Raw genomic sequence first — 21,471 nt, 5'->3', positions numbered from 1 at the left:
CCCCGGAACGGATAGTAAAGCCCTGAGCTTTTACATTCAATATTTTACATTCCCCCAAGGGACTTGATCACCTTCCACATGGCATCAGCCACCAGTTGATTGCCTTTTTCATTTAGATGGACCCGGTCCACGGTGAGGATCCCCTTTTCTTTATTGTCCGGGTTGTTTTTAGCCAGATAGTCGAGGAATATCTTGCGGAGGTCCACCAGGGGTACCTTGTTCTTTGCTGCGTATTCCCGGATCCATCCTGCATAGCGGTTCAGGTCGCCATCCTGCTGATTGGAGCAGTCGTTCCGCTCCCCGATCACAGAAGGCGTACAAACTACCGGCTGAATACCTTGCTTCACCAGCGTGGAAATGATCGCATCATAGAACTTTCCGAATTTATCAAAATCGGTACCCGTACCGGAAGAGGTCTTATGCCATACATCATTAATGCCCACATAAACCAAAACGATATCGGGTTTTTGATCCAGCACATCCGGCTGGAAACGGAGGAACAGGTCGTACACTTTATTACCACCGATCCCTTTTCCCACAAATTCAAACTGATCTGATACCCCGTCCGTCTTGCTCAGGCCTTCGATCAGCCGGATATATCCCCCGGGTGCCGCGCCCTGTTGGGTTATGGAATCTCCGAAAAAGATCACTTTCTTTTTCTTAACCGGCTGAAACGCGAACATCATGAGTACGAGAGGCAGCAGCAATGCCGTTTTTTTAATCATCATTGATACATTTAAATTTAATATGAACAGTCGTTATCAACAAAAGGGGTTTCACCTTCCTGACCACATCTTCCCCAAAAAACCGGGAGCAAAAATAACGACATCCTTTTAAGTGACCTGATCAAACTGAATAATTTTTGAGGGATATCTTTTGGCATAGGCAAACAGCATATTGGTAATGGTGCTGTTCTCTTTATAAGGGGTTATTTGTTCGCGGAGCTGCTCCGGCCGTTCTATCCTGACCTCACCTGAAATAAATCCCATACCATAAAAGCAGCCCTTCCAAACCAGGATGCAGGATCTTTCATCGTGGTGAATGCCTTTATCTACGATCGCAAACGAGGGAAGGTCCTCTAAATGCCGGATCGCCTCCAATACCCGGCTATTATAGCTTTCAGGAGATTCTTTTTTCTCACAGGCGCCTGCGCAAAACGCCTGGTGTGTTTCTTCATCATACAACGCCGCTCCCATAAAACATAAACGGGGGCATAAATGATGCGCGTGCACCAACTGCCGCAGGGATGCTTTTGCTCCCTCAATATGATGAAAAGAGCTGCGCAGCATTCTTCCGCGGATCATTTTGTCCACGCCCAGTCGTAAATAACCATTCTGGTCCTCATAGGAAACAATGCCATATAATTCTTCCCGCCTTTTCTGGGAGGCATTGAACCGCGGCCAGAGTCTTTTTATTTCCGTTGACTCCTTCACAGCGGCCATCAATTCGGTACCACATTCCTCATAGCTGATGTGATGCACATAGCGCATAAAATGCTGCCGCTGTCTTCCGGTGGAATTGTTGCTAAAATGACTGCTTACCCGGTAGCGGATATTCTTCGCTTTTCCTACATAAACAACCTTGCCCTTATCATCATGAAAATAGTACACCCCCGGCGTATAGGGCAACTGGTCAAAATCAGATTTGGGAACATTTGGCGGCAATGCCTGTTCCCCGGATGTTCTTTTGAGGCTTTTCTGAATGTGCCCTTCGGTATCCTTTTTTAACAACAGCTGAAACAGCGCTACCGTGGCATCCGTATCCCCTCCCGCCCTGTGCCGGTTCAGATGCCGGATCCCCAGCGCCTCACAAAGCCGGCCCAGACTGTAGGATGCATGCCCGGGAAGGATCTTGCGGCTTAAGCGTACCGTGCAAAGCTTGCTGGTATTTAATTCATACCCGCAATAGGACAACTGGCTTTTGACAAACGAATAATCAAAATTGACACTGTGGGCTACAAATACTTTATCCTGCAACAGGGTGTAGACTTCTTCGGCTATTTCTTCAAACAGAGGAGCCCCGGCCACCATTTCATTGGAAATTCCGGTAAGCGCACGGATATAGCCAGGGATCTCCTGCAGGGGGTTCACCAGGCTTTCAAAGCGGTTCAGCAAGGTACCCTCGGCATCCACCAGCTGGATGCTGATCTCTGTGATGCCGCTCGCAGCAGCATAAGAACCGGTAGTTTCAATATCAACAATTGCAAATTGCATTCCTGTAAAAGGCTAATTTCGCAAAAAAAACAAACTTGAACGAAGAAAAGTTTACCATGTTCCGCAACCGGTTTACAAAAGTTTACCGGCATCTTTCAAAACAGGCACAAAAACAAGGGGTTACCTGTTACCGGGTCTATGATCATGATCTGCCCGAATTTCCGGTTTCCATTGAGCTGTACGAAAACCATGTGTATGTGGCAGAATACAAGCGCAGGCATCATTTGGATGAGGATGCACATGCTATATGGATGCAGCAAACTATGCGGATCATTTCGGAAACCACCGGCATTCCAACGGAGCTGATCCATACCAAGCTGCGCCAGCGGAAGCCCGGCCGGAAAGGGCAATACCAGAAAACAGACGCTACAAAAAGTGAATTTACCGTACAGGAGAACGGATTAAAATTTATCGTCAACCTTGAAGATTACCTGGACACGGGACTCTTTTTAGACCACCGGGTCACCCGCAAAATGGTGCAGCAGGAAAGCGCGGGCAAACGGATCATGAACCTCTTTGCCTATACCGGCTCTTTTTCCGTTTATGCAGCGGCCGGAAACGCAGCCGCCATCGCCACCGTTGATCTTTCCAAAACCTATATCCAGTGGGCAGAGCGGAACCTGCAGCTGAACGGGCTTACAAATCCGGCCTATACCTTCCTGCAGGCGGATGTGCTTGCTCACATAAAACAGGTCCCCGTGGAGTCATATGATCTCATTATTATGGACCCGCCCACTTTCAGCAACAGTAAACGGATGGACGATATCCTCGACATCCAGCGGGACCACGTATCCCTGATCAACGATTGCCTGCGTATACTGGCGCCGGGGGGTATCCTGTATTTCAGCACCAATGCACGAAAATTTGTGCTGGAATCCGGCAAGCTGCAAACAGATAAGATAAAGGATATTACCCGCGCCACCACGCCGTTTGACTTTGAAGGAAAGCTGTTTCGCTGGTGTTATAAGATGGAGAAATAGTATCGTACCAGGAGTATAAACCGTTAAGAAGCTGTTTAAACCCGATTCAGGAAAATCCTCATCGTCACCAAATGTGCCGCTTTTATCGCATCTACTCAGGGCTTTGCTGTAGCCGTCATCCGTAAAAAAACGGGGTTCAACGATCATTTTAGCAAAAGAGGCATGGCCCTGAAAGATCCGGCAAGAACGGGTTTCAACCCGTTTACGAGTCCAAAAGAGCAACAGAGAGCCATGGGCCCGGGGCATAATGATCCGTGTCTATGGCTCTTATGAAATTACAGCTTCGTTAAAGAGATTGTATTAAAAGTCACTTTATAGCATGTTGTCATTCTGAGTATTCAATTTATTTCAGGGTCTATTCCTGTTTCAGGATCTGCTTTAATCTTGCATTGATGCCGAATAGATGCCGAAACAAGTCCGGCATGACAAATGAAAGACTTTTGATACAAACTCTTTAACGACAACGACGCGCCGGATGGCGCTTATAAGGGGAATCAAAATGCTATTTTCAAACAGCTTCCGGGAAAAACGCCCTGCGCTTAATAAAGCAGGCACTTCTTCAGTACCGGGCAGGGAATTATTTTCCATATTGTTTTTGCAGCAGGTAGAGATACGGGGCAAAATGATGATGGGCAAACCTGTCTGCTTCGTCCCTGCCGTACTTCTGATAGTAGGCAGTATCGGGCATCAGCACTACCGGACTTCCGGCCCGCATATAGCTCATGGAAGGCGCATACCTGGGCTCTTTTAATCCCGGCAATGCTTTTCTCACAGCAAGTTTATAAAGCTTGTGCCCCAGGATATTGGTATAAGACCGCTGTGCCTTCCGTGTTTTCCTGTTCAGCTTTCCATAGTAGAAATTGCCTGCAAGCCGCAGGAAGAACTTTTGTTTTTTTAAGTCCTCGGGAATATGAATAATGGGATTCAATGTATTCATATCCGAAACGCGCTGAATACTGTAAGGCGTTTCCGGCACCCAGTCGGCTGCGTTCACAACAGAATAGGCCCAGCCACCTCTGTTGATAAAGTCGAAATCATATGCATATTGCATATTGCCGGGCTTCGGCGCCGCGCTGGTATAGGTCTTAAACCGGATATCGGCCGGCAATGCCCCATCCTGTCGCCGGTAATAAAAATAAGAGCTTACCAGGTAGCTCAATGCCCCACCCTGACTGTGCCCGAAGATAAAAAAGTCGCGCACACCTTTTTGATAGAGCTCTTTGATTTTAGGCATCATATCCGTTACCAGGTAGGCCATGCCAATGGTCCAGCCGGCGTGGACATACGCCTCCTTACTTTCCGCCAGCTTGTAGCTGAATTGAGTAGCGGGGCCTAATTGTAGTGAACCTGTTGCGGGGATCATCGGGCAATAATAATTTTCCATCCAGCTTACCATATCGCCCACTGTTCCACGGATCACGATCACCGCCTGGTTCTGTTCGTTGGTATACAGCCACCAAAGATTTTTCATACCTACCTCCGGCGACTTATAGATCAGTTTATAGGGATCCTGTTGTTTTTCCCGTAGTGCTTTGTCGGGAATGCTGCTTTCATAGTGCGCCATCGACAGGAACGCGGCATATTCTTTTACATCAAATCCCGGCTGAAACTGCTGGGCAGCCACCACCCGTACAACAAGCAACAATACAATAAAAAATCGCAGGCGTAAATACATGGTATCTTTTTTTATGGATGCAAAATTAATCCTTCAGGCAGTAAAAAACAGCAGATAGGACGTACAGGGCAAACGGATTAAAATATATACAAAGACCGATCGGCCCGGTTCAATTGTAAAAATATGCGCTTTAGCTGTTTAAACCGGCCGCCGCAAAAATACTTTTGAGGCAGTTCTTTTCTGTGGCCCCAGCCCTGGCGCGTGCCCATGCGTCACTTAAGGGTCCAAACGGTTATGAACCCGTTTTAAATTACCGCGGTCGTATTGCCGGCAGCTCACACCTTCAACAATTGCATCAGGTCCTTTACCCCCTCTGTGGCCGTGTTTTCAATAGTATGCAAAAGCGGAAACCGGCGTACATCCGGGATGGCTTTATCGATGATGTACTTCGGAGCATCTTCCGCAACGTAATCGATCAGACCCGCAGCGGGATACACCAGCATGGAAGTGCCGACCACTACAAAGATATCAGCCATAGCTGCCAGCTTCGACGCCGGAACGATCATGGGCACCGCCTCCCCAAACCATACAATATCCGGCCTTAGCTGGCCGCCATCCGGCGCCTGGTCTCCTAACTGAATATCGCCCCGGATCTCATAGGATGGGGTCAGGGACCGGTCGCTCCGCATTTTAAAGATCTCTCCGTGCAGGTGGATCACATGGGTGGATCCGGCCCGCTCGTGCAGGTCGTCGATGTTCTGTGTGATCACGTGCACCTCATATTCCTGCTCCAGCTCTGCAAGACCGTAGTGGGCCGCATTCGGCGCTGCTTCCAGCGCCTGCTTCCGGCGCATGTTGTAGAAGTCGAGTACCTGCGCGGGATTACGCGCCCAGCCTTCCGGCGACGCCACTTCCATAAGGTCATATCCTTCCCAAAGTCCATCACTGTCCCTGAAGGTTTTTATTCCGCTCTCTGCGCTGATGCCCGCACCCGTAAGCACCACTAATTTCTTTTTATTCATGCTCAGAACCTTTTACAGTTTACAAGATAACACCTGTTGTGTAAAAATAAGAACCCGCAAAGACATTCGAAAGGCTGAAACAACGGCGTTTACTCATTCAATACGATCCCGTCATCCGCTAATTCCGCCCCTTTCTTCACCAACCGGATAAATGCTTCCCGGTAACCATTCTCATCAGCTCCTCTTGCTCCGTTTGCCAGTTCCAGCACCTGTTCGTAGCTTGAATGCTGTCTGAATGCAGAATTCCGAAGCAGCAGACCGAACTCTGCCACTGCTGCCGCAAAACGGAAATTATCCGTAGTGCTGTTTATGGCGATGGTACGGTCTGCAACGGGAATGGTAATAAGTTCACTACGGTCTGCATCCACACTTTTATAACGCAGCTTCAGTGTAAGCATTTCATCTGAAACTGCAAATCCCGCCTTCTCAGCCACCGGTCGATATTTCAGATCATCTACCGGTTTTGAAAATTCATTTTTTACGCCTACGGGTATTATTTCATACAAGGCCGTAACGGTATGTCCGCTGCCTATTTCTCCCGCATCTTTTTCATCATCATTAAAATCTTCCTTTCGCAGCATCCGGTTTTCATACCCGATCAGGCGATAAGCCTGCACCCTGCCCGGATTGAACTCCACCTGTATCTTCACGTCTTTGGCAATGGTAAACAGCGTTCCTCCAAATTCGCTCACCAGCACCTTCCGGGCTTCGCTTAAATTGTCGATATACGAATGATTGCCATTCCCCTTATCGGCCAGCTGCTGCATTTTACTGTCCTGGTAATTCCCCCTTCCAAATCCCAGTACTGAAAGAAAGATCCCTGTTTTTCGTTTTTCTTCAATCAGCCGCACCAGGGCATCGTCACTGCTGGCGCCTACATTAAAATCGCCGTCGGTAGCCAGCAGCACCCTGTTATTCCCTTTTTCAATAAAATTCTCTTCTGCCACCCGATAAGCCAGTTGTATCCCCGCACCTCCCGCAGTAGCGCCTCCTGCCTCCAGGCCTGCAATAGCCTCCCGTATCCCCGATTTGTTTTTCCCGCTTGTGGAAGGCAATACCAGTCCTGCATTTCCCGCATATGTAACGATTGCCACCCGGTCTTCAGGCCGCAGGTTATCTGTAAGCAGCAACAGCGATCTTTTTAAAAGCGGCAGTTTTTGCTCAGCGAACATGGAACCGGAAACATCAACCAGGAAAACAAAATTGGATGGAGGCAGGTCCTCTTTGGGAATTTCCCTCCCTTTGATTCCAATATGCATCAATCGATGCCGGGTGTTCCAGGGGCATGCCGCAACTTCTGTAGTTATACGGAATGGGTCTCTATTTTGGGGAGAGGCATAGTCGTAGTCAAAATAGTTGACCAGCTCTTCAATCCGCACCGCTCCGGCAGGCGGATGTATTCCTTCATTAAGAAAGCGGCGGACATTACTGTAGGCGGCTTTATCTACATCAATCGAAAAAGTGGATAACGGCTGCTGCGTCGTTGTTTCAAAGGCATTTTCTACAATATTTGCGTATCCCTCTGTATTAAAATCAGCTTCAGACGGATCCGCTGTTTTTAATGACTCTATGGTCATTTCAGCGTTGACACTGCCGGCAGACTGCTGACCGGCTTGTTTACAGGCAAATAATATCCAGGGCAATAGGGCTATTGCGAAAAAAAGGCGTTTCATAAAACTGTTTTTTTAGGTAATGAAGATCTCTGTTTTTTCAATCCAAAACGGACCAAAAGCAATCATACAGCAGGCTCCCGGGTGCGCCGCTTTACATTTTTTTTGGTATCAAATGTGTTCCATTTAACCGTTAATACAGCAACCGGAAAAAAGTAACCGCTCCTCCCTGTTAATAAACACAAAAAGCTCCCGGCTGCACCAGGAGCTTTCGCCTGTCTGTACAAACAGGCATGCATCAAGAACATATGATCTTAAACCCTTACCATAACACCCCTCGTCTCTTTGCTGAAATAATGCCGGTATTTTTTGCTCACTTCTTCCGTTTGCTTTTCTCCATTGATGTACAGGTCTCCCTCAATATACTGGATCCTGTTATCCGGTCCTTTCTCTATCAACCCATCCTGCTCCATCTCCTGGTAGGCATCTTTGAGTTTCTGTAACTGCTTCCTGGTGTTCCGCAGCTCATCATTCACCCCGGGAGCCAGGCGGTTCATTTCCTGATCCAGGTCTTTTTTCCGGAACCGGAGATCGCGCTTTGCATTTTCGAGCTGCTCTTTCAGCTGATCCAGGTGAACCCCTTCCAGGGCTGTACGCAGCTCATTGCGCACCTTCTCCTGATCAATTTTCTGGACCGGGGCCAGGGCGCGGGCAATACTTGCATCGACTTTTGCCTTATCAATACTGGCCATGGCTTTATCAAGGTCTTTATTCAGCTTTTCAAAATCGACCTTTTTAATGGCCGCCTGGACTTCCGATTGGATCCGGTCAAGATCAATGCCGGCCATTGCTTTTCCGATCTGCCGCTGAATACGGTCTGCATCAATGCTCCGGGCCTCGCCGGCGGCATTGCGGATCTGCTCATCTACGTAATTTAATGCTTCATCCAGCCGGCCGGTTTCAAATTCTGTGATCGCCGGAACCGTATCCGTCCAAAAAGGAAAGGAAGGGTCTGCCTGTGGTGCCGGCCGCAACGGAATAAAGGATAAAGATGCAACACATGTGGCCGACAGGGACGCCCAGAAAGCGGCCCTTAAAATTGATCTCTTTTTCATTAGCTGGGTTTTAAGATAAAACAAAAACGAATATCTTCGTAGTAAAAATACGGATACAAGCTGTATGATTGGTGTTAATGAAATGGTAATTTGTTCCGGCAGTGATCGATATCCCCGGTTTCATTTTTCTGACAGGGTGCACTGTGCGCGTACACCGCGGGTTATTTTTTAAGAGGCTCCGGTATCAGATTGCCTGAAGCAGCACCTGCCAGGCCTGGCTTAAGCTCCCGTCCCGAATCAGTTCTTTTGCATATTGATGAATGGCCAGGGTACGCTCCGCCCCGGGCAACCGATTCAGGAGTTGCTGCAGTTGCGCATCAGCAAAGCCGGGGTCTTTTTGCGGCAATTCCCTGAAATTTGCCAGCGCTCCAAGATCGTTGCCTGTAAGAACGGAGCTGTATCGAATAACAGCCGGCAGGGCATCAATTCCCATGCCCAGTTCTGTATTGGGCTTTGCTACTTCAAAGAGGCTTTCCAATCCCACTTTGCAATACCAGTTTCCGCCCAGCCGGGCAACCAGCTGCAATTTGCGCTGGTCTACTTTTTTATGCTCATTCAGGATGGAAGCATCGAGATGCAGCCGCAATACTTCACAAAGAACCAGGTTGCCGGCTCCGCCCTCTGTTCCCAGGGGTTTTATTTCCATTACCCGGCACTCCATTCTGGCCTTGCTTTCTTTCACCATGGGCGGCTTTACAAGCGATGCCGGTTCCATAGTAAATCCTGCTTTTATAAATTCATTGACATCCTTCGGATACTCACAACTGGCCAGTGATACCTGTTGTATCATATCATAGTCAACAATATTGATGACCACCTCCGGCCATTCCATTAAATTTTGCAGGGTGTGTTTGGTGCTGTTGTCGCGTACTCGTCTTGAAGGGCTGAAAACGACCACCGGCGGATTGGTGGAGAACAGGTTAAAAAAGCTGAACGGGCTCAGGTTCACATTGCCTTTTCCATCCACCGTACTGGCAAAGCAGATCGGCCTCGGTGCAATGACGTGCTGCAGGTAGTGCTGTTTTTCTAATGGCGAAAGCGCCGCTACATCTATAATCATATTGAACCGCAAAATACACTAAGAAATCGTTAAGGACCAGAAAAATAAACCTGGAAATACCTTGCAATCATTACGGTAAAAAACCAACCGCATAAACCGTAACAATGCAAGCCCGGAATCCTATTCATCCGGAGCCCGTTCTTTTAATATCCGTAGCTCTTTGGGATAATAATTATTGATCCTGTTGGGCAGCACGTTCATCCATCCCAGGGGCTGACCGGCAAATGCGGCCACCTGCCACCCGGTTTGCAGTCCTTCCGGATCTATCTCTTTTCGCTGGAGATAACGGATGGCAGTTTCGCGGGATAACCCGGCTCTTATGACCTGCCCGGGCAACAGTCCGCTCAGCGCCAGGGCATGGTCCGGGATCAGCTTGTTGCGGATCAGCTCGCCCGTCAGCACTCCCGAATACAAAACTTTCATCTTTTGCGCCAAAAGGTCAAACGATTCATAAAGCGCTTCAGGCCAGGAATAGATGCGGCCGCCAAACGCAACAAATCGCAACCCTTCCATCAGGATCCACCTGCTCAGCGCCACGGTCTCTTTTCCGGAAAGCGTCTTGTTCACCGGCCGGTACCGTTCGGGTTTCCCAGTGACCGCTTTTTTCCGGAAGGCCCCCATAAAGAAGCCTTCCCCTTCCAGGCGGTGCGGCCAGAACCGGTATCCAAAGGCGGTTCCCTCCTTCACGGGAACAATACCCCACCGGGGATCTGTTGCCAACTCGATACCTTCCAGATCCATTGCCTCCGCCAGCCATTTCAGGATGTACTCATCTTCTTCCTTCGAATACGAGCAGGTAGAATAAACCAGGGTTCCGCCCTCTTTGAGTGCGGGCAGCACGTCTGCCAGGATGCGCTGCTGCCGCCGGCTGCATAATTCCACGCTGCCTTCGCTCCATTCTCCGATCGCTTCCGGGTCCCTGCGGAACAAGCCGCTGCCGCTGCAGGGCGCATCCACAATGATGACGTCAAAAAAACCGGGAAGCACTGAGAAGTCTGCAGGATCATTGTTGGTAACCGCAACATTGTGCGCACCCCACTTAATGACGTTGTCCTTTAATACGGCCGTTCGGCTCCTGATGACCTCGTTGCTCACCAGCAGACTGTTCGCGGGGAGGAGCGATTGTATATGGGTGGTCTTTCCCCCGGGCGCCGCGCAAAGGTCCAGCACTTTTAACGGCCGGGAAAGATCCGCGCCCTGCTGCAGGGCCTGCTCTAAAAACATGCTGCTGGCTTCCTGTACGTAGTAACAACCCGCATGAAACAACGGATCAAAGGTAAACGAAGGACGCGGGGACAGATAATGGCCATAGCGGGACCAGGGAACGGACGTATGACCCCTCGTAAAGGGAATTTCTGAAATTTTACAAGGATTGATCCGGACAGATGTTACCTGCGCTTCCGAATGATGCAGGTCTATAAATGCTGCCTCATCAAAACCGGGAAGTCCTCTCAAAGAATGGATGAACCGAGATGGTAATTGCACAGCGCAAAAATAAAAATTTATCTACATTATCCCGATCATTTCTCTTTGCCCGCATGGATTGCAAAGACCGGTCTGTTATCACCGCATATCTGCATTGATCCCCGATCTTAAATACAAGCGCCGGGGGAAATGCCGGTTGCGCTTCATCCATCCCCCAATAGCAGGATCACCCTGGTCATATGCTTTTATAAAAATAGGGGACTGAAGATCTGCAATTCAGTGACATTGCTGCGCCCCCATATCCTCAGATGCTCTTCAACGCGGTTACCAGGTCCTGCAATACTTTTTTTGCATCTCCAAACAACATGGATGTTTTGGAACTGAAGAAGAGCGCATTCTCGATCCCGGCATAACCGGGTTTCATGCTCCGTTTATTAACGATCACCATTTTCGCCAGCTCCACTTCCAGCACCGGCATACCATAGATAGGTGAAGAAGGATCTGTTTTGGCTGCGGGATTCACCACATCATTAGCGCCCAGCACCAGCACAACATCCGTTTGGGGAAACAGCTCATTGGCGCGTTCCATTTCCAGCAGCTTCTCGTAGGGTACATCCGCCTCGGCAAGCAGTACATTCATATGGCCCGGCATGCGCCCGGCAACGGGGTGTATGGCATATTGCACCTCCACGCCCCTGTTTTCGAGCAGCTTCTCCAGTTCATGACAGGCATGCTGTGCCTGGGCTACCGCCAGCCCGTAACCGGGAACGATCAGCACCCGGCCGGCGTACCCCATTACTACCGCAGCATCCGGTATGCTGACCTCTTTAACCGTTCGTTGCTCCGTCCCGCCGGCAATCTTTGCCTGGTTTCCTCCAAAAGAGCCGATCAGTACATTGACCAGCGAACGGTTCATAGCCCGGCACATCAAAATCGTCAGCAATGTTCCGGCCGCACCTACCAGTATGCCCCCGGTGAGCATGGCCATATTCTGATATAAAAATCCGCCACAGGCTGCGGCCACACCGGTAAACGAGTTCAGCAGTGAAATAACGACCGGCATATCCGCCCCACCCACAGGCAATACAAAGAGCACCCCGTATAACAGTGCCAGTGCAAAGACCAGGTAAAACAAGACCCCCATTTGAGACGGGGCAAAACAAAACAACAGACAAACGGCAACCGCAACGATGGCCAGCAGGATCAAAAGGCTCAACAGGTGCTGTCCGCGGAATGTACGGTCCCTGATCTTTCCATTCAGCTTTCCCCAGGCAATCATACTTCCCGTAAAGGAAACTGATCCGATGATCATTCCCAGCAGGATGATGATCAGCGGGCCAACCGGTATCATTGTTCCAGTTCCGGTTGCTCCTTCTATCACAACGATCGAATGGCGCCGGAAATGATCAAACTCCACTACCGAGATCAACGCAGCACAAAGCCCGCCCATGCCGTTAAACATGCTGACCATTTCCGGCATAGCCGTCATCTTTACCTTCCTGGCTGCAACAACTCCTATTACCGCGCCCAAGGCCATCGCTCCGGATATCCAGGGAAGGTTCCCTAACCCATTGCCTTCCTCATCCCTGTATAAGAATAGTGTTCCAAGTATTGCAAGCGCCATACCCGCCGCTGCCACAAGATTCCCCTTCCGCGCAGTAGCCGGGCCCGACAGCATTTTCAGGCCGACGATGAATGTTACGGAGGATAATATGTAGCAAAGGATAAGTAAGTTCATGAAATATAATCAATATTGATCTATGTTGAAATATCAAATTCTAAACTCTAAATGCAATGGAACTCATTTAACCACCAAGCCTTCGTAAAATAGCTGCAAAAGTCTTCATTAGCTCTTCACTCTCCCGGATCAGAACCTGCCGGTCTCTTTCCAGCTCAGTTCTATTCTTTTTTACTGATCCTGATCTAATGCTTTAAATCTTTATCTCCCAGATTATCATTGGCCTCAATATAATTTGCTGCCACTGATCCTGCCGACCGAAGGACCTGGGAAATATAAACCCTGTTAAAGATATCGACCTTTAGCTTTAAACAGAAATCCCTGACCTGTAATGAAAATGTTTCCGTTCTTTGCTCTAAATCATATCTTTTTTCTTCAGGCATAAACTGATCTCTTTTTAGAATTTAAAGATTGGACTTTCTCCTCCTAAACATTTCCAGCATTCTATCCGTTACCACGAATCCCCCTACCACATTTAATGTGCCTACCACCACGGCCAGGAAGCCCAGTATCAGCGCCAGGTAGTTATCTGTTGCGGCCCTTCCTGTTACGATGATTGCGCCGATCACCACTACCCCATGGATGGCATTGGCACCGCTCATCAGCGGTGTGTGCAATACACCCGGCACATGCCCGATCACTTCGATGCCCACGAAGATCATGAGGATGACAATGTAAATGATCTGCTGATTTTCGGCGATCCAGTTAAAAAAAATCATTTGCAAAACGTTTATCGGTTAAATATGTACCAACCCTGATTTCCAAAATCACCGAGGCTCAGATCCCCCGTGCACGTTCCCGGATCTTTCATTTATGACTTCTCCTTTATAAACGATACAGGCCCCCTTCACCAGTTCGTCCTCAAGGGGAATCGCCCATTTTCCATCCGGACCGGATAGCAGTTGCAGGAAATTCAACAGATTCTTCCCATACAGTTTACTGGCGTCTGCGGGCATGGTTGCAGCCAGGTTTCCGTTGCCCACAATCGAGATCCCCCTGTACATCACCGTTTCCATATTCTTTGTCAGCGGCGTGTTGCCCCCCGTAGCCGCGGCCAGGTCGATGATCACCGATCCGCTGCGCATGCTGTTGAGCATGGGTTCTGTGATCAGGACCGGGGCCTTTTTTCCGGGGATCTGTGCCGTGGTAATGATGATATCCGATCTGGCCGCACTTTCGGCAATCCGCTGTTGTTGTCTTTGAAAATAATCCGTTGTTTGCTCCACGGCATACCCGCCCGCCCCGCTGGCATCTGCTGCTCCTTCCACTTCTATAAACTTCGCGCCCAGGCTCATCACCTCTTCCTTCACGGCCGGCCGGGTATCAAACACTTCAACCACCGCACCCAGCCGGCGCGCAGTGGCGATCGCCTGTAAACCGGCCACACCTGCCCCTAAAATGAGCACTTTTGCAGGTGCAATGCTTCCGGCTGCCGTCATAAACATGGGAAAATAGCGGGGATAGATCCCAGCTGCCAGCAGCACCGCCTTATATCCCGCGATATTGGCTTGTGAGCTCAGCACGTCCATTGGTTGCGCCCTTGTGCTACGGGGCAGCATATCTAATGAAAACAGGGTATGCCCCTGCCGGGCACAGGTGCGCATCCATTCCGGGTTGGATAACGGCTGGTAAATGCCGATAAAGACCTGAGACCGCCCCTGGACCGGATAGGGTTCAACGGGATGCAGGGCAAGCAGCACATCGGATACAGCCATCAGTTCTGCCCGCGTTTTTATCTGCCCGCCGGATTTTTCATAGGCTGCATCACTGCAGTATGCTTTTTCACCGGCACCGGCCTCCACATACACTGTAAGATCCTTCTTCACCAGCGCAGCAACTGCCTCTGCCGGTAAGGACACTCTTGTTTCAAAAGAAGGTTCCCGCAAAACTCCGATGATCATAACCAGGGTTATAACAGGTAAGTTAAGCATTTTAATCGTAAAAAACATACCCGTTCCGGTTCCGGATAAATTTGCTTTCTTTGTAGGGAGTGACAATAAAAATTAAAAAATAAATTTTATACTATGGCTGAAATTATGTTAAAGGCGAACCCGGTTACAACCGTAGGAACCCTTCCCGGAAAAGGAAGTAAACTGAAAGACTTTACATTGGTGAATGCGGGTCTGGCGGAGAAAAAACTGGCCGATTACGCCGGCAAAAAGGTCGTGCTGAATATCTTCCCCAGTGTCGATACAGGAGTGTGCGCTGCCTCTGTAAGAAAATTTAATGAAAAAGCAGCGGCGCTCGACAATACCGTGGTGCTCAATATTTCGAAGGACCTTCCATTTGCGCTGAACCGCTTTTGCGCCGCAGAAGGGATCAGTAATGTGGAGACCCTGTCTGACTTCAGGGGGCATTTCGGCGATGATTACGGTGTAACTTTTGCCGATTCTCCAATGAAAGGCCTGCTCAGTCGTGCCGTGATCGTAGCCAATGCCAATGGTGAAGTCGTGTACACGGAGCAGGTACCCGAAATTACCACGGAACCCGATTATGAAGCGGCTCTGGCTGCATTAAATTAACCGGAAGCGGCCGTATCAAAAGTCGCTTTACAACGGATTGTCGTTCTGAACTTGTTTCAGTACCTATTGATGAGTAACTGTTTTTAGATGTCAAAATCGCGATCGGAACGGCATGGCATGGCAAAATAGAGACTTTGGGTACGGCCGCTTTATTTCATACCTATATGACCAAATCAAGACTTGAAGCGTTCAGCGATGGCGTACTGGCCATCATCATTACCATTATGGTGCTGGAGCTGCGCCCACCCGAAGACGGATACACATTGCACTCCCTGCTGGAGCTGCTTCCCACTTTTCTGAGTTATGTGCTGAGCTTTATTTATGTAGGCATCTACTGGAACAACCATCATCATATGTTCCACATGGTTGACAAGATAAACGGTGCCGTATTGTGGAAAAACCTGAACCTGCTGTTCTGGCTTTCGCTCTTTCCTTTCACCACCGCCTGGATGGATAAAAATTATACGCAACCGCTGCCCGTTGCTGTATATGGTGTTGTGCTGGCAATGGCTGCCGTTGCCTACCTGATCCTTCAGAAGGAGCTCATCAAAGCGGGCGGGCCGGATTGTAAGCTGGCGCAGGCCGTAGGTGCCGACTCAAAGGGAAAGCTATCGGGCATATTGTATATTGCGGGCATCAGCGCCAGCTTTATTTCCACCTGGATCGGCATAGTCCTGTATTCCATTGTTGCGATCATCTGGTTCATTCCCGATAAGCGGATCGAGAAATTTTACAGCGACGACCGGGAAATCTAAAACCGGACGGTGAACCCCTGTTTTTCCTTAAATGCTTTCCGGAAGCTCACAATGCCGATATAAAAAAGATCGATATCACAGGTTACGGCTTCATGAGCCACAATATGCTTCCAGGCAGCTTCCATTCCCCGGCTCCAGTGAATATCGTCAAATACCAGCAAGGTGTCATTATGGATATGCGGCAGCAGTTGATTGAAATAACGTTCTGTAGGCTCCTGGCGGTGATTGCCGTCAATAAAGGCAAAATCGATCTTCGGCATCCTTTCCAGTACTGCAGGAAGGGTATCGTCAAAATCTCCTTCTACCAGCGTAATATTCTCCAGTCCCAAAACAGCAAAATGTTTGCGTGCACGTGCAGCCACAGCGGAGGCCCCCTCCAGGGTGATCACCCGGGCCTGCGGATCAGCAGCCGCCAGATAGGAGGTGGTAAGCCCCAGGGAACTGCCCATTTCCAGGATGTTCCTGGCGCCGTAATGGTGTATCATGCGGTACATGAGCTGCCCGTATTTTGCAGGCTTAGCTGCATTTTTAGCGATCGAAGCCACTTTCCGGACATTGGACCGGGTCTTTGACGAACCCGCGCCCAGGTCTTCTACCGTGATTACATCAGGATCCTTTAAAAGTTTTTTCCGGAGTCCTTCTATTTTATCATAATCGGGATAATGTATAAAATCATTCATCACCTTGGTGATGAATTCAAACACAAACGGTGAATGCATGCCATGTCCCTTGCTGTTGGAGGCGTGGATATAATATTTAAAATATTTTGAAGCGGCAACTAAAGGAGAATATACCATGGGAATGTAAAATATAAAATTTAAAATGTAAAAGTGTAAAATATTTAATCCGTTCTCCGAATAAGCCGGAACGTACATTACACGAGTGCTTTTAACTTTTACATTGGATACTGGTTATTCAATATTCTGCATTTACCTGCGCTCCCAAAGCTCGAAGGTATAATCGAATACATGCTTTTCATCTGCTTTGTATTCCTGCTTACTTGTCAACGTCCAGGCATCCTGATCAAAAACGGGAAAAAAGGCATCCCCTTCCAGTGCTGTATCCACGCGGGTCAGATAGATGCGGTCGGCTTTCGGCAGGTATAATTTATAGATCTCCCCGCCCCCGATCACCATCAGCTCCTTTACATCCATTTCTTTTACCAGCAGTTCCACATCCTTCAGGCTGCGGGCGACGATGGCGTTATCGATCTTCAGGTTTTTATTAGTGCTGAGGACAATATTCTTCCGGCCGGCCAGCGGCTGTTTAAAAGATTCGAAGGTTTTGCGCCCCATCACTACCGGCATGCCCCAGGTTACGTTTTTAAAATGCTTCATATCGTTCGGCAACGACCACAACAGTTTGTTGTCTTTACCAATAACGTTATTATTTGATGCGGCAGCTACTAAAGAAATGAGCATAATATAAAATATTGAATAATGAATTTAAAATGTAAAACTATCGATCCCTATTCTTCCCGGCGGCAGACACACTTGCTGCAAAAATCGTAATTAATTCATTACATTCCTGCAGTGCAATGGTCACCGACTCATGCTTTTCGCTTATAATTCTAAGATTGATCCTTGTTTCCCGAAGTTCTTTGAGTGCACATTTCATTTTATGAATAAAATCTGCCGGCGATTTTGCGGCCTGAACTTCTCCGTACATCGATGCCGGCGCGGTACCGCTTTTTGACAACTGATGTTCCAGATTATTTCCTGTTTTTGTTGACCGCAGAATGTCGCAAACATTCAGCGCAAGAATTGCAAAATAAACCAGCCGATCTTCCAGATCATATTTTCGCGTTTCTTTCATAGGTTAACTTTTATGCTTTACATTTATCATTTACACCGCAACCACCCCCTTGATCCCCGGATGTGCCTGGTAATTGACCAGCTCAAAATCCTCAAATGAAAAATTAAAAATATCTTTTACGGCCGGATTGATCTTCATTTGCGGCAACGGAAAGGGCGTACGCGACAATTGCAGCTTTACCTGCTCCAGGTGATTGCTGTAAATGTGTACATCACCAAAGCTATGGACGAATTCACCCGGCTCCAGGTCGCATACCTGTGCGATCATCATGGTCAACAAGGCATAGGATGCAATATTAAAAGGCACACCCAGGAACACATCTGCCGAGCGCTGGTATAGCTGGCAGCTCAGACGCGGTTTTCCCGGTTTCCCATCCACATCTTTGGGAACCGCTACATAAAACTGGAACAACGTATGGCAGGGCATCAGCGCCATTTCCGGAAGCTCGCCCACATTCCAGGCGCTAACGATCAGACGGCGGCTGTCCGGGCTCTTTTTGATCTGCCGGATCAGGTCGGTAATCTGATCGACCACCCGTCCGTCTTTTCCCTCCCAGCTCCGCCATTGCTTACCATATACCGGACCGAGATCCCCGTTCGCATCCGCCCACTCATCCCAGATCCGCACACCGTGCTCTTTCAGATACCGGACATTGGTATCTCCCTTTAAAAACCAAAGCAACTCATAAATGATACTTTTCAGGTGAAGCTTTTTTGTGGTCACAACAGGAAACCCCTTTTGCAGGTCAAAACGCATCTGGTACCCAAACGTGCTGATGGTGCCGGTACCGGTACGATCCGTCTTCTCAACTCCCTCATTTAAAATATGTTGTAATAAATCTAAATATTGCTGCATGGATGCAAGATAGCAATAATCGGAGCATCTCCGAAATCGGTCCCCGGGGAGCTGTGCAAAACCGGTGCATTTCCCGCAGTAAACGCGTGCGATCTTTGGCTAAAACCTGTAGCTGGCCGCCTATTGTTGTTCGAGGTTCAACCTTCCAGGCGGGATCTCCTCTTCTTATACGCTCAGGATCCGGATCTGGCATGGAACTTCAACCTGCAATCCTCCTTTAGCTATCAGCGATCAGTTTTCAGCCTTCAGGCTATCAGAATTGGGATTCGAACATTGAGAGTGAAATTACCTGCAATCAGTTAGCTGCGTTTACATCTGTGCTATTGTAAACCCCCGAACCCGGCCAGTGATATGCCTGCGTCCATGCCCCAAGCCGCTCCATCTGCTGCCGGTGGTCCTGGATCCAGACCTCATTCATCACATTACCGGAAGGGGAAAAAATATGATGCGCAAAACTTTCAGCAAGTTGCTGCTCGTGCAATCCGTTGAAGAACGGCAGGTAAAATTTCCCATAGAAACCGTTATGTCCCTTTTGAGCGGCCAGCTGCCCGATAAAGGACACCAGCCGGCTTGCAAAGCGGTCAGCCGGCAACATATCCTTTGTTTTTGAAAAAGCAGTTGCCGCCCCAAGTTCGAATAATAACTCCATCGATTCAAAATCGGTATCCGCTGACGGCTTCTTCCCCGTCTTTTTCAATGCACCCAATGAGACCGGAATGTGATAACTACCCGAATCCGTTTTTTTTACACCTCCCTCCACCAATCCGCGTACGACCCCCAATGCATCTTCCGCCCGCTTCGTTTTATTGTCCAGCAGCAGATAGGTCATATAAGGCAGCAGGGCGGCAATTTTATTACTCTTCAGCAGCATCACCCTGCCCAGCATAAAATGAGAAGATCGATGGCCTGGATTTTTTGAGATCGATTCTTCCAGCTCCAGAATGCCCGCATCCGTGTCGTTCATCCGCAAATAGGTGATCGCCTTATTATAATTGAGCATATTGTAGGCAGGCACTCTTTTGATCCCCTCATTGTAAATTTTCAGCGCCTTCTTATGTTCGCCCTGTTCATCCAGCGCAGACCCCCAGGTGCTGTATGCGTTGCCGACCATACGGGTATCGGCCTGCTTGTTCTCAATGATCTCCCGGCTCAGTGCAATGGCCTCTTCATACTTTTTTGATGCCATCAGCGAATAAGCCTTTTCATACCGGGCTACAATATTTGCCGGGTCTGCGGTCAGCACCTCATCATATTTTTTTATCGCATCTGCGTATCGACCCTGGTCATGCAGGCGGATGCCTTCCATCATCAGGGTCTTTACCCGGACAGAATCCTGTCCTGACACATTCAGAACGGCCAACAAAAATCCGGCAAACAGCAATAATCTTTTCATCTCTGGCATTTACTCCAAAATTACTGATCACCCGCTGAATTTCTACAAATAAAAAAAACGCTGTCCCAACGACCGGGCAGCGTTGCCAATACCCTTCCGGGGCATCAATACCCCGCAGTGAAACGTTGCCGTATATGTACCGGATGTTCTGCCTCATTCAGCACGGCCACGGCAAGGTCTTCCACAGACAAGCTGCTTTTTCCGCCGGCATCAAAAACTGGTGCATCGGTACCCAGCCGGAACTGACCGGTGCGCCCGGTCCGGATTCCCGGATGCATTTCGATGGCCGGACTGAAAAAGGCCCACTCCAGCAGCTGGTTTGTCTTCAGACGTTCCATATAATCCCTTGCCGCCGTGGCGCCGGCTTTATACTCCTGCGGAAAATCCGGGCTGTCCACCAGCTGCTTTCCATCGATAAACAGACTGCCGGCACCACCAATAACGATCAGCCGCAGCGTTCCCGCTCCTTCAACAGCGGCCTCTATATGACGGGACCCTGCCAGGAAATCCGTATAGAGATCGGGGTTCGACCAGCCGGCATTGAAGGCACTGATCACAACATCATTCCCTTTTAAAGCTGCTGCCAGCGCCGCTTCATCTGCCACATCCACATTCTTCAAGGTCAGGCGTCCCGTCAGGCCGCCGATCTTAGCCGTATCCCTCGCCAGGGCAGTTACTACATGCCCCCTTTCAAGAGCTTCCTTTACAAGCGCACTGCCTACAAATCCGGTAGCTCCGATAATTGCAATTTTCATTTTTTTACTTTTTATTTTTAATTGTACTATTTATTATTACAGTTCAGGTCAAAAAAAATCAGACCCGGTCCAGCAGGTCTTTGATCGTAATGGCATGGAACCGTTTCAGCAAGGCCTGTTCTGCCTCCGTATTTAACCCCTCCATAATGGCACTGATGCGCTTTCCTACCGCGCAATGCTGATTGGGCAGATTCCGGGAATGGGCAAACAGCCCTTCATTATAAACGACCTTGTAGAGATCCGATAACCGGATCTTTGAAGGCGCCACCGCCAGGCGACTTCCCCCATTCTTCCCCTCCAGGGTAGTAACGAATCCCGCTTCCCGTAAAATACTGATCTCCTTGCGCACCAGTACCGGGTTGATATTGATGCTGCCCGCTATGTAAGAAGAACTCAGCTCCCCCTCCTCCCGGCCCAGCAGGGTTAATATATGGATTACCGTTGCAAAACGCCCGTTGATCATTCTGTAATTATTTTTATTACAGAACAAAGATAAGAACGTTGCTCTAAAAAAGGGAACCGAAAACGTTAAAATTTTCCTTCGTACCATTTTCACCCCCTCCGGGCAATTTCCGTTAACTTAACAGCAAATTTTAAA

The 21,471-nt window shown here is 48.9% G+C and carries 23 protein-coding genes; 3 read left to right on the top strand and 20 right to left on the bottom strand.

Annotation, left to right across the window (positions count from 1 at the left end; translation table 11 throughout):
• Positions 1–44: 44 nt before the first annotated feature.
• The gene (locus tag B160_RS0104745) at positions 45–728 is read right to left on the bottom strand and encodes an SGNH/GDSL hydrolase family protein (RefSeq protein ID WP_245562144.1); all 684 of its coding nucleotides are present in this window, start codon (positions 726–728) and stop codon (positions 45–47) included.
• A 105-nt stretch (positions 729–833) separates the two neighbouring features.
• On the bottom strand, positions 834–2,213 hold the full coding sequence (locus tag B160_RS0104740; protein ID WP_018626732.1) for an exonuclease domain-containing protein: 1,380 nt from the start codon (positions 2,211–2,213) through the stop codon (positions 834–836).
• Positions 2,214–2,248: 35 nt separating this feature from the next.
• On the opposite strand from B160_RS0104740, the gene B160_RS0104735 reads away from it, so the two are divergent.
• A complete protein-coding gene (locus tag B160_RS0104735) occupies positions 2,249–3,193 on the top strand; it encodes a class I SAM-dependent methyltransferase (protein WP_018626731.1) in 945 nt (314 codons plus the stop codon).
• Between the two features lie 378 nt (positions 3,194–3,571).
• On the opposite strand, the gene B160_RS0104730 is transcribed toward B160_RS0104735, so the two are convergent.
• The 11 genes from B160_RS0104730 to B160_RS0104670 form a co-directional block, all read right to left on the bottom strand.
• The gene (locus tag B160_RS0104730; protein ID WP_018626730.1) at positions 3,572–3,781 is read right to left on the bottom strand and encodes a hypothetical protein; all 210 of its coding nucleotides are present in this window, start codon (positions 3,779–3,781) and stop codon (positions 3,572–3,574) included.
• Positions 3,771–4,868 (bottom strand): lipase family protein, encoded by a 1,098-nt coding sequence (locus B160_RS0104725; protein ID WP_018626729.1) that lies wholly within the window; start codon positions 4,866–4,868, stop codon positions 3,771–3,773. The genes B160_RS0104730 and B160_RS0104725 overlap by 11 nt, the downstream gene beginning before the upstream one ends.
• Before the next feature lie 275 nt (positions 4,869–5,143).
• A complete protein-coding gene (locus B160_RS0104715) occupies positions 5,144–5,830 on the bottom strand; it encodes an SIR2 family NAD-dependent protein deacylase (protein WP_018626727.1) in 687 nt (228 codons plus the stop codon).
• Between the two features lie 89 nt (positions 5,831–5,919).
• A complete protein-coding gene (locus B160_RS0104710) occupies positions 5,920–7,503 on the bottom strand; it encodes a vWA domain-containing protein (protein WP_018626726.1) in 1,584 nt (527 codons plus the stop codon).
• A gap of 251 nt (positions 7,504–7,754) precedes the next feature.
• Positions 7,755–8,555 carry a hypothetical protein gene (locus B160_RS0104700; RefSeq protein WP_018626724.1) on the bottom strand — a complete coding sequence of 267 codons (801 nt, stop codon included), beginning with the start codon at positions 8,553–8,555 and terminating at the stop codon, positions 7,755–7,757.
• Between the two features lie 184 nt (positions 8,556–8,739).
• The gene (locus tag B160_RS0104695; RefSeq protein ID WP_018626723.1) at positions 8,740–9,615 is read right to left on the bottom strand and encodes a flavin reductase family protein; all 876 of its coding nucleotides are present in this window, start codon (positions 9,613–9,615) and stop codon (positions 8,740–8,742) included.
• 120 nt (positions 9,616–9,735) lie between these two features.
• Positions 9,736–11,100 carry a methyltransferase RsmF C-terminal domain-like protein gene (locus B160_RS0104690; protein ID WP_026309526.1) on the bottom strand — a complete coding sequence of 455 codons (1,365 nt, stop codon included), beginning with the start codon at positions 11,098–11,100 and terminating at the stop codon, positions 9,736–9,738.
• A 244-nt stretch (positions 11,101–11,344) separates the two neighbouring features.
• Positions 11,345–12,778, bottom strand: a complete 1,434-nt coding sequence (locus tag B160_RS0104685) for an NAD(P)(+) transhydrogenase (Re/Si-specific) subunit beta (RefSeq protein WP_026309525.1) — start codon at positions 12,776–12,778, stop codon at positions 11,345–11,347.
• A 185-nt stretch (positions 12,779–12,963) separates the two neighbouring features.
• The gene (locus tag B160_RS28445) at positions 12,964–13,161 is read right to left on the bottom strand and encodes a four helix bundle protein (protein WP_018626719.1); all 198 of its coding nucleotides are present in this window, start codon (positions 13,159–13,161) and stop codon (positions 12,964–12,966) included.
• 21 nt (positions 13,162–13,182) lie between these two features.
• Positions 13,183–13,497: an NAD(P) transhydrogenase subunit alpha part 2 gene (locus tag B160_RS0104675; protein WP_018626718.1), complete on the bottom strand. Its 315-nt coding sequence runs from the start codon at positions 13,495–13,497 to the stop codon at positions 13,183–13,185.
• 48 nt (positions 13,498–13,545) lie between these two features.
• On the bottom strand, positions 13,546–14,679 hold the full coding sequence (locus B160_RS0104670) for an NAD(P) transhydrogenase subunit alpha (protein ID WP_018626717.1): 1,134 nt from the start codon (positions 14,677–14,679) through the stop codon (positions 13,546–13,548).
• Positions 14,680–14,802: 123 nt separating this feature from the next.
• Between B160_RS0104670 and tpx the strand changes: the two genes are divergently transcribed.
• Both tpx and B160_RS0104655 read left to right on the top strand, forming a co-directional pair.
• On the top strand, positions 14,803–15,300 hold the full coding sequence (tpx, locus tag B160_RS0104660) for a thiol peroxidase (protein ID WP_018626715.1): 498 nt from the start codon (positions 14,803–14,805) through the stop codon (positions 15,298–15,300).
• Between the two features lie 164 nt (positions 15,301–15,464).
• A complete protein-coding gene (locus B160_RS0104655) occupies positions 15,465–16,055 on the top strand; it encodes a TMEM175 family protein (RefSeq protein ID WP_040679328.1) in 591 nt (196 codons plus the stop codon).
• On the opposite strand, the gene B160_RS0104650 is transcribed toward B160_RS0104655, so the two are convergent.
• The 7 genes from B160_RS0104650 to B160_RS0104620 all read right to left on the bottom strand — a co-directional run bounded on the left by B160_RS0104650 (position 16,052) and on the right by B160_RS0104620 (position 21,336).
• Positions 16,052–16,852, bottom strand: a complete 801-nt coding sequence (locus B160_RS0104650; protein ID WP_026309524.1) for an O-methyltransferase — start codon at positions 16,850–16,852, stop codon at positions 16,052–16,054. The genes B160_RS0104655 and B160_RS0104650 overlap by 4 nt on opposite strands.
• A 132-nt stretch (positions 16,853–16,984) precedes the next feature.
• On the bottom strand, positions 16,985–17,476 hold the full coding sequence (locus B160_RS0104645) for a dihydrofolate reductase (protein WP_018626712.1): 492 nt from the start codon (positions 17,474–17,476) through the stop codon (positions 16,985–16,987).
• Between the two features lie 37 nt (positions 17,477–17,513).
• Complete coding sequence (locus tag B160_RS0104640; protein WP_018626711.1) at positions 17,514–17,870, bottom strand: four helix bundle protein; 357 nt, start codon at positions 17,868–17,870, stop codon at positions 17,514–17,516.
• Between the two features lie 30 nt (positions 17,871–17,900).
• Positions 17,901–18,725: a thymidylate synthase gene (locus B160_RS0104635; RefSeq protein WP_018626710.1), complete on the bottom strand. Its 825-nt coding sequence runs from the start codon at positions 18,723–18,725 to the stop codon at positions 17,901–17,903.
• Between the two features lie 295 nt (positions 18,726–19,020).
• Entirely contained in the window at positions 19,021–20,118 is a 1,098-nt protein-coding gene (locus tag B160_RS0104630; RefSeq protein WP_018626709.1) for a tetratricopeptide repeat protein, read from the bottom strand.
• A gap of 104 nt (positions 20,119–20,222) precedes the next feature.
• Positions 20,223–20,873, bottom strand: a complete 651-nt coding sequence (locus tag B160_RS0104625; protein WP_018626708.1) for an NAD(P)-dependent oxidoreductase — start codon at positions 20,871–20,873, stop codon at positions 20,223–20,225.
• 58 nt (positions 20,874–20,931) lie between these two features.
• Complete coding sequence (locus B160_RS0104620) at positions 20,932–21,336, bottom strand: Rrf2 family transcriptional regulator (RefSeq protein WP_018626707.1); 405 nt, start codon at positions 21,334–21,336, stop codon at positions 20,932–20,934.
• Between the last annotated feature and the right edge of the window lie 135 nt (positions 21,337–21,471).

Source organism: Niabella aurantiaca DSM 17617 (assembly GCF_000374125.1).
GTDB lineage: Bacteria > Bacteroidota > Bacteroidia > Chitinophagales > Chitinophagaceae > Niabella > Niabella aurantiaca.
Note: the sequence above shows the minus strand (reverse complement) of the source record. Positions and strands in the feature narration are given on the sequence as shown.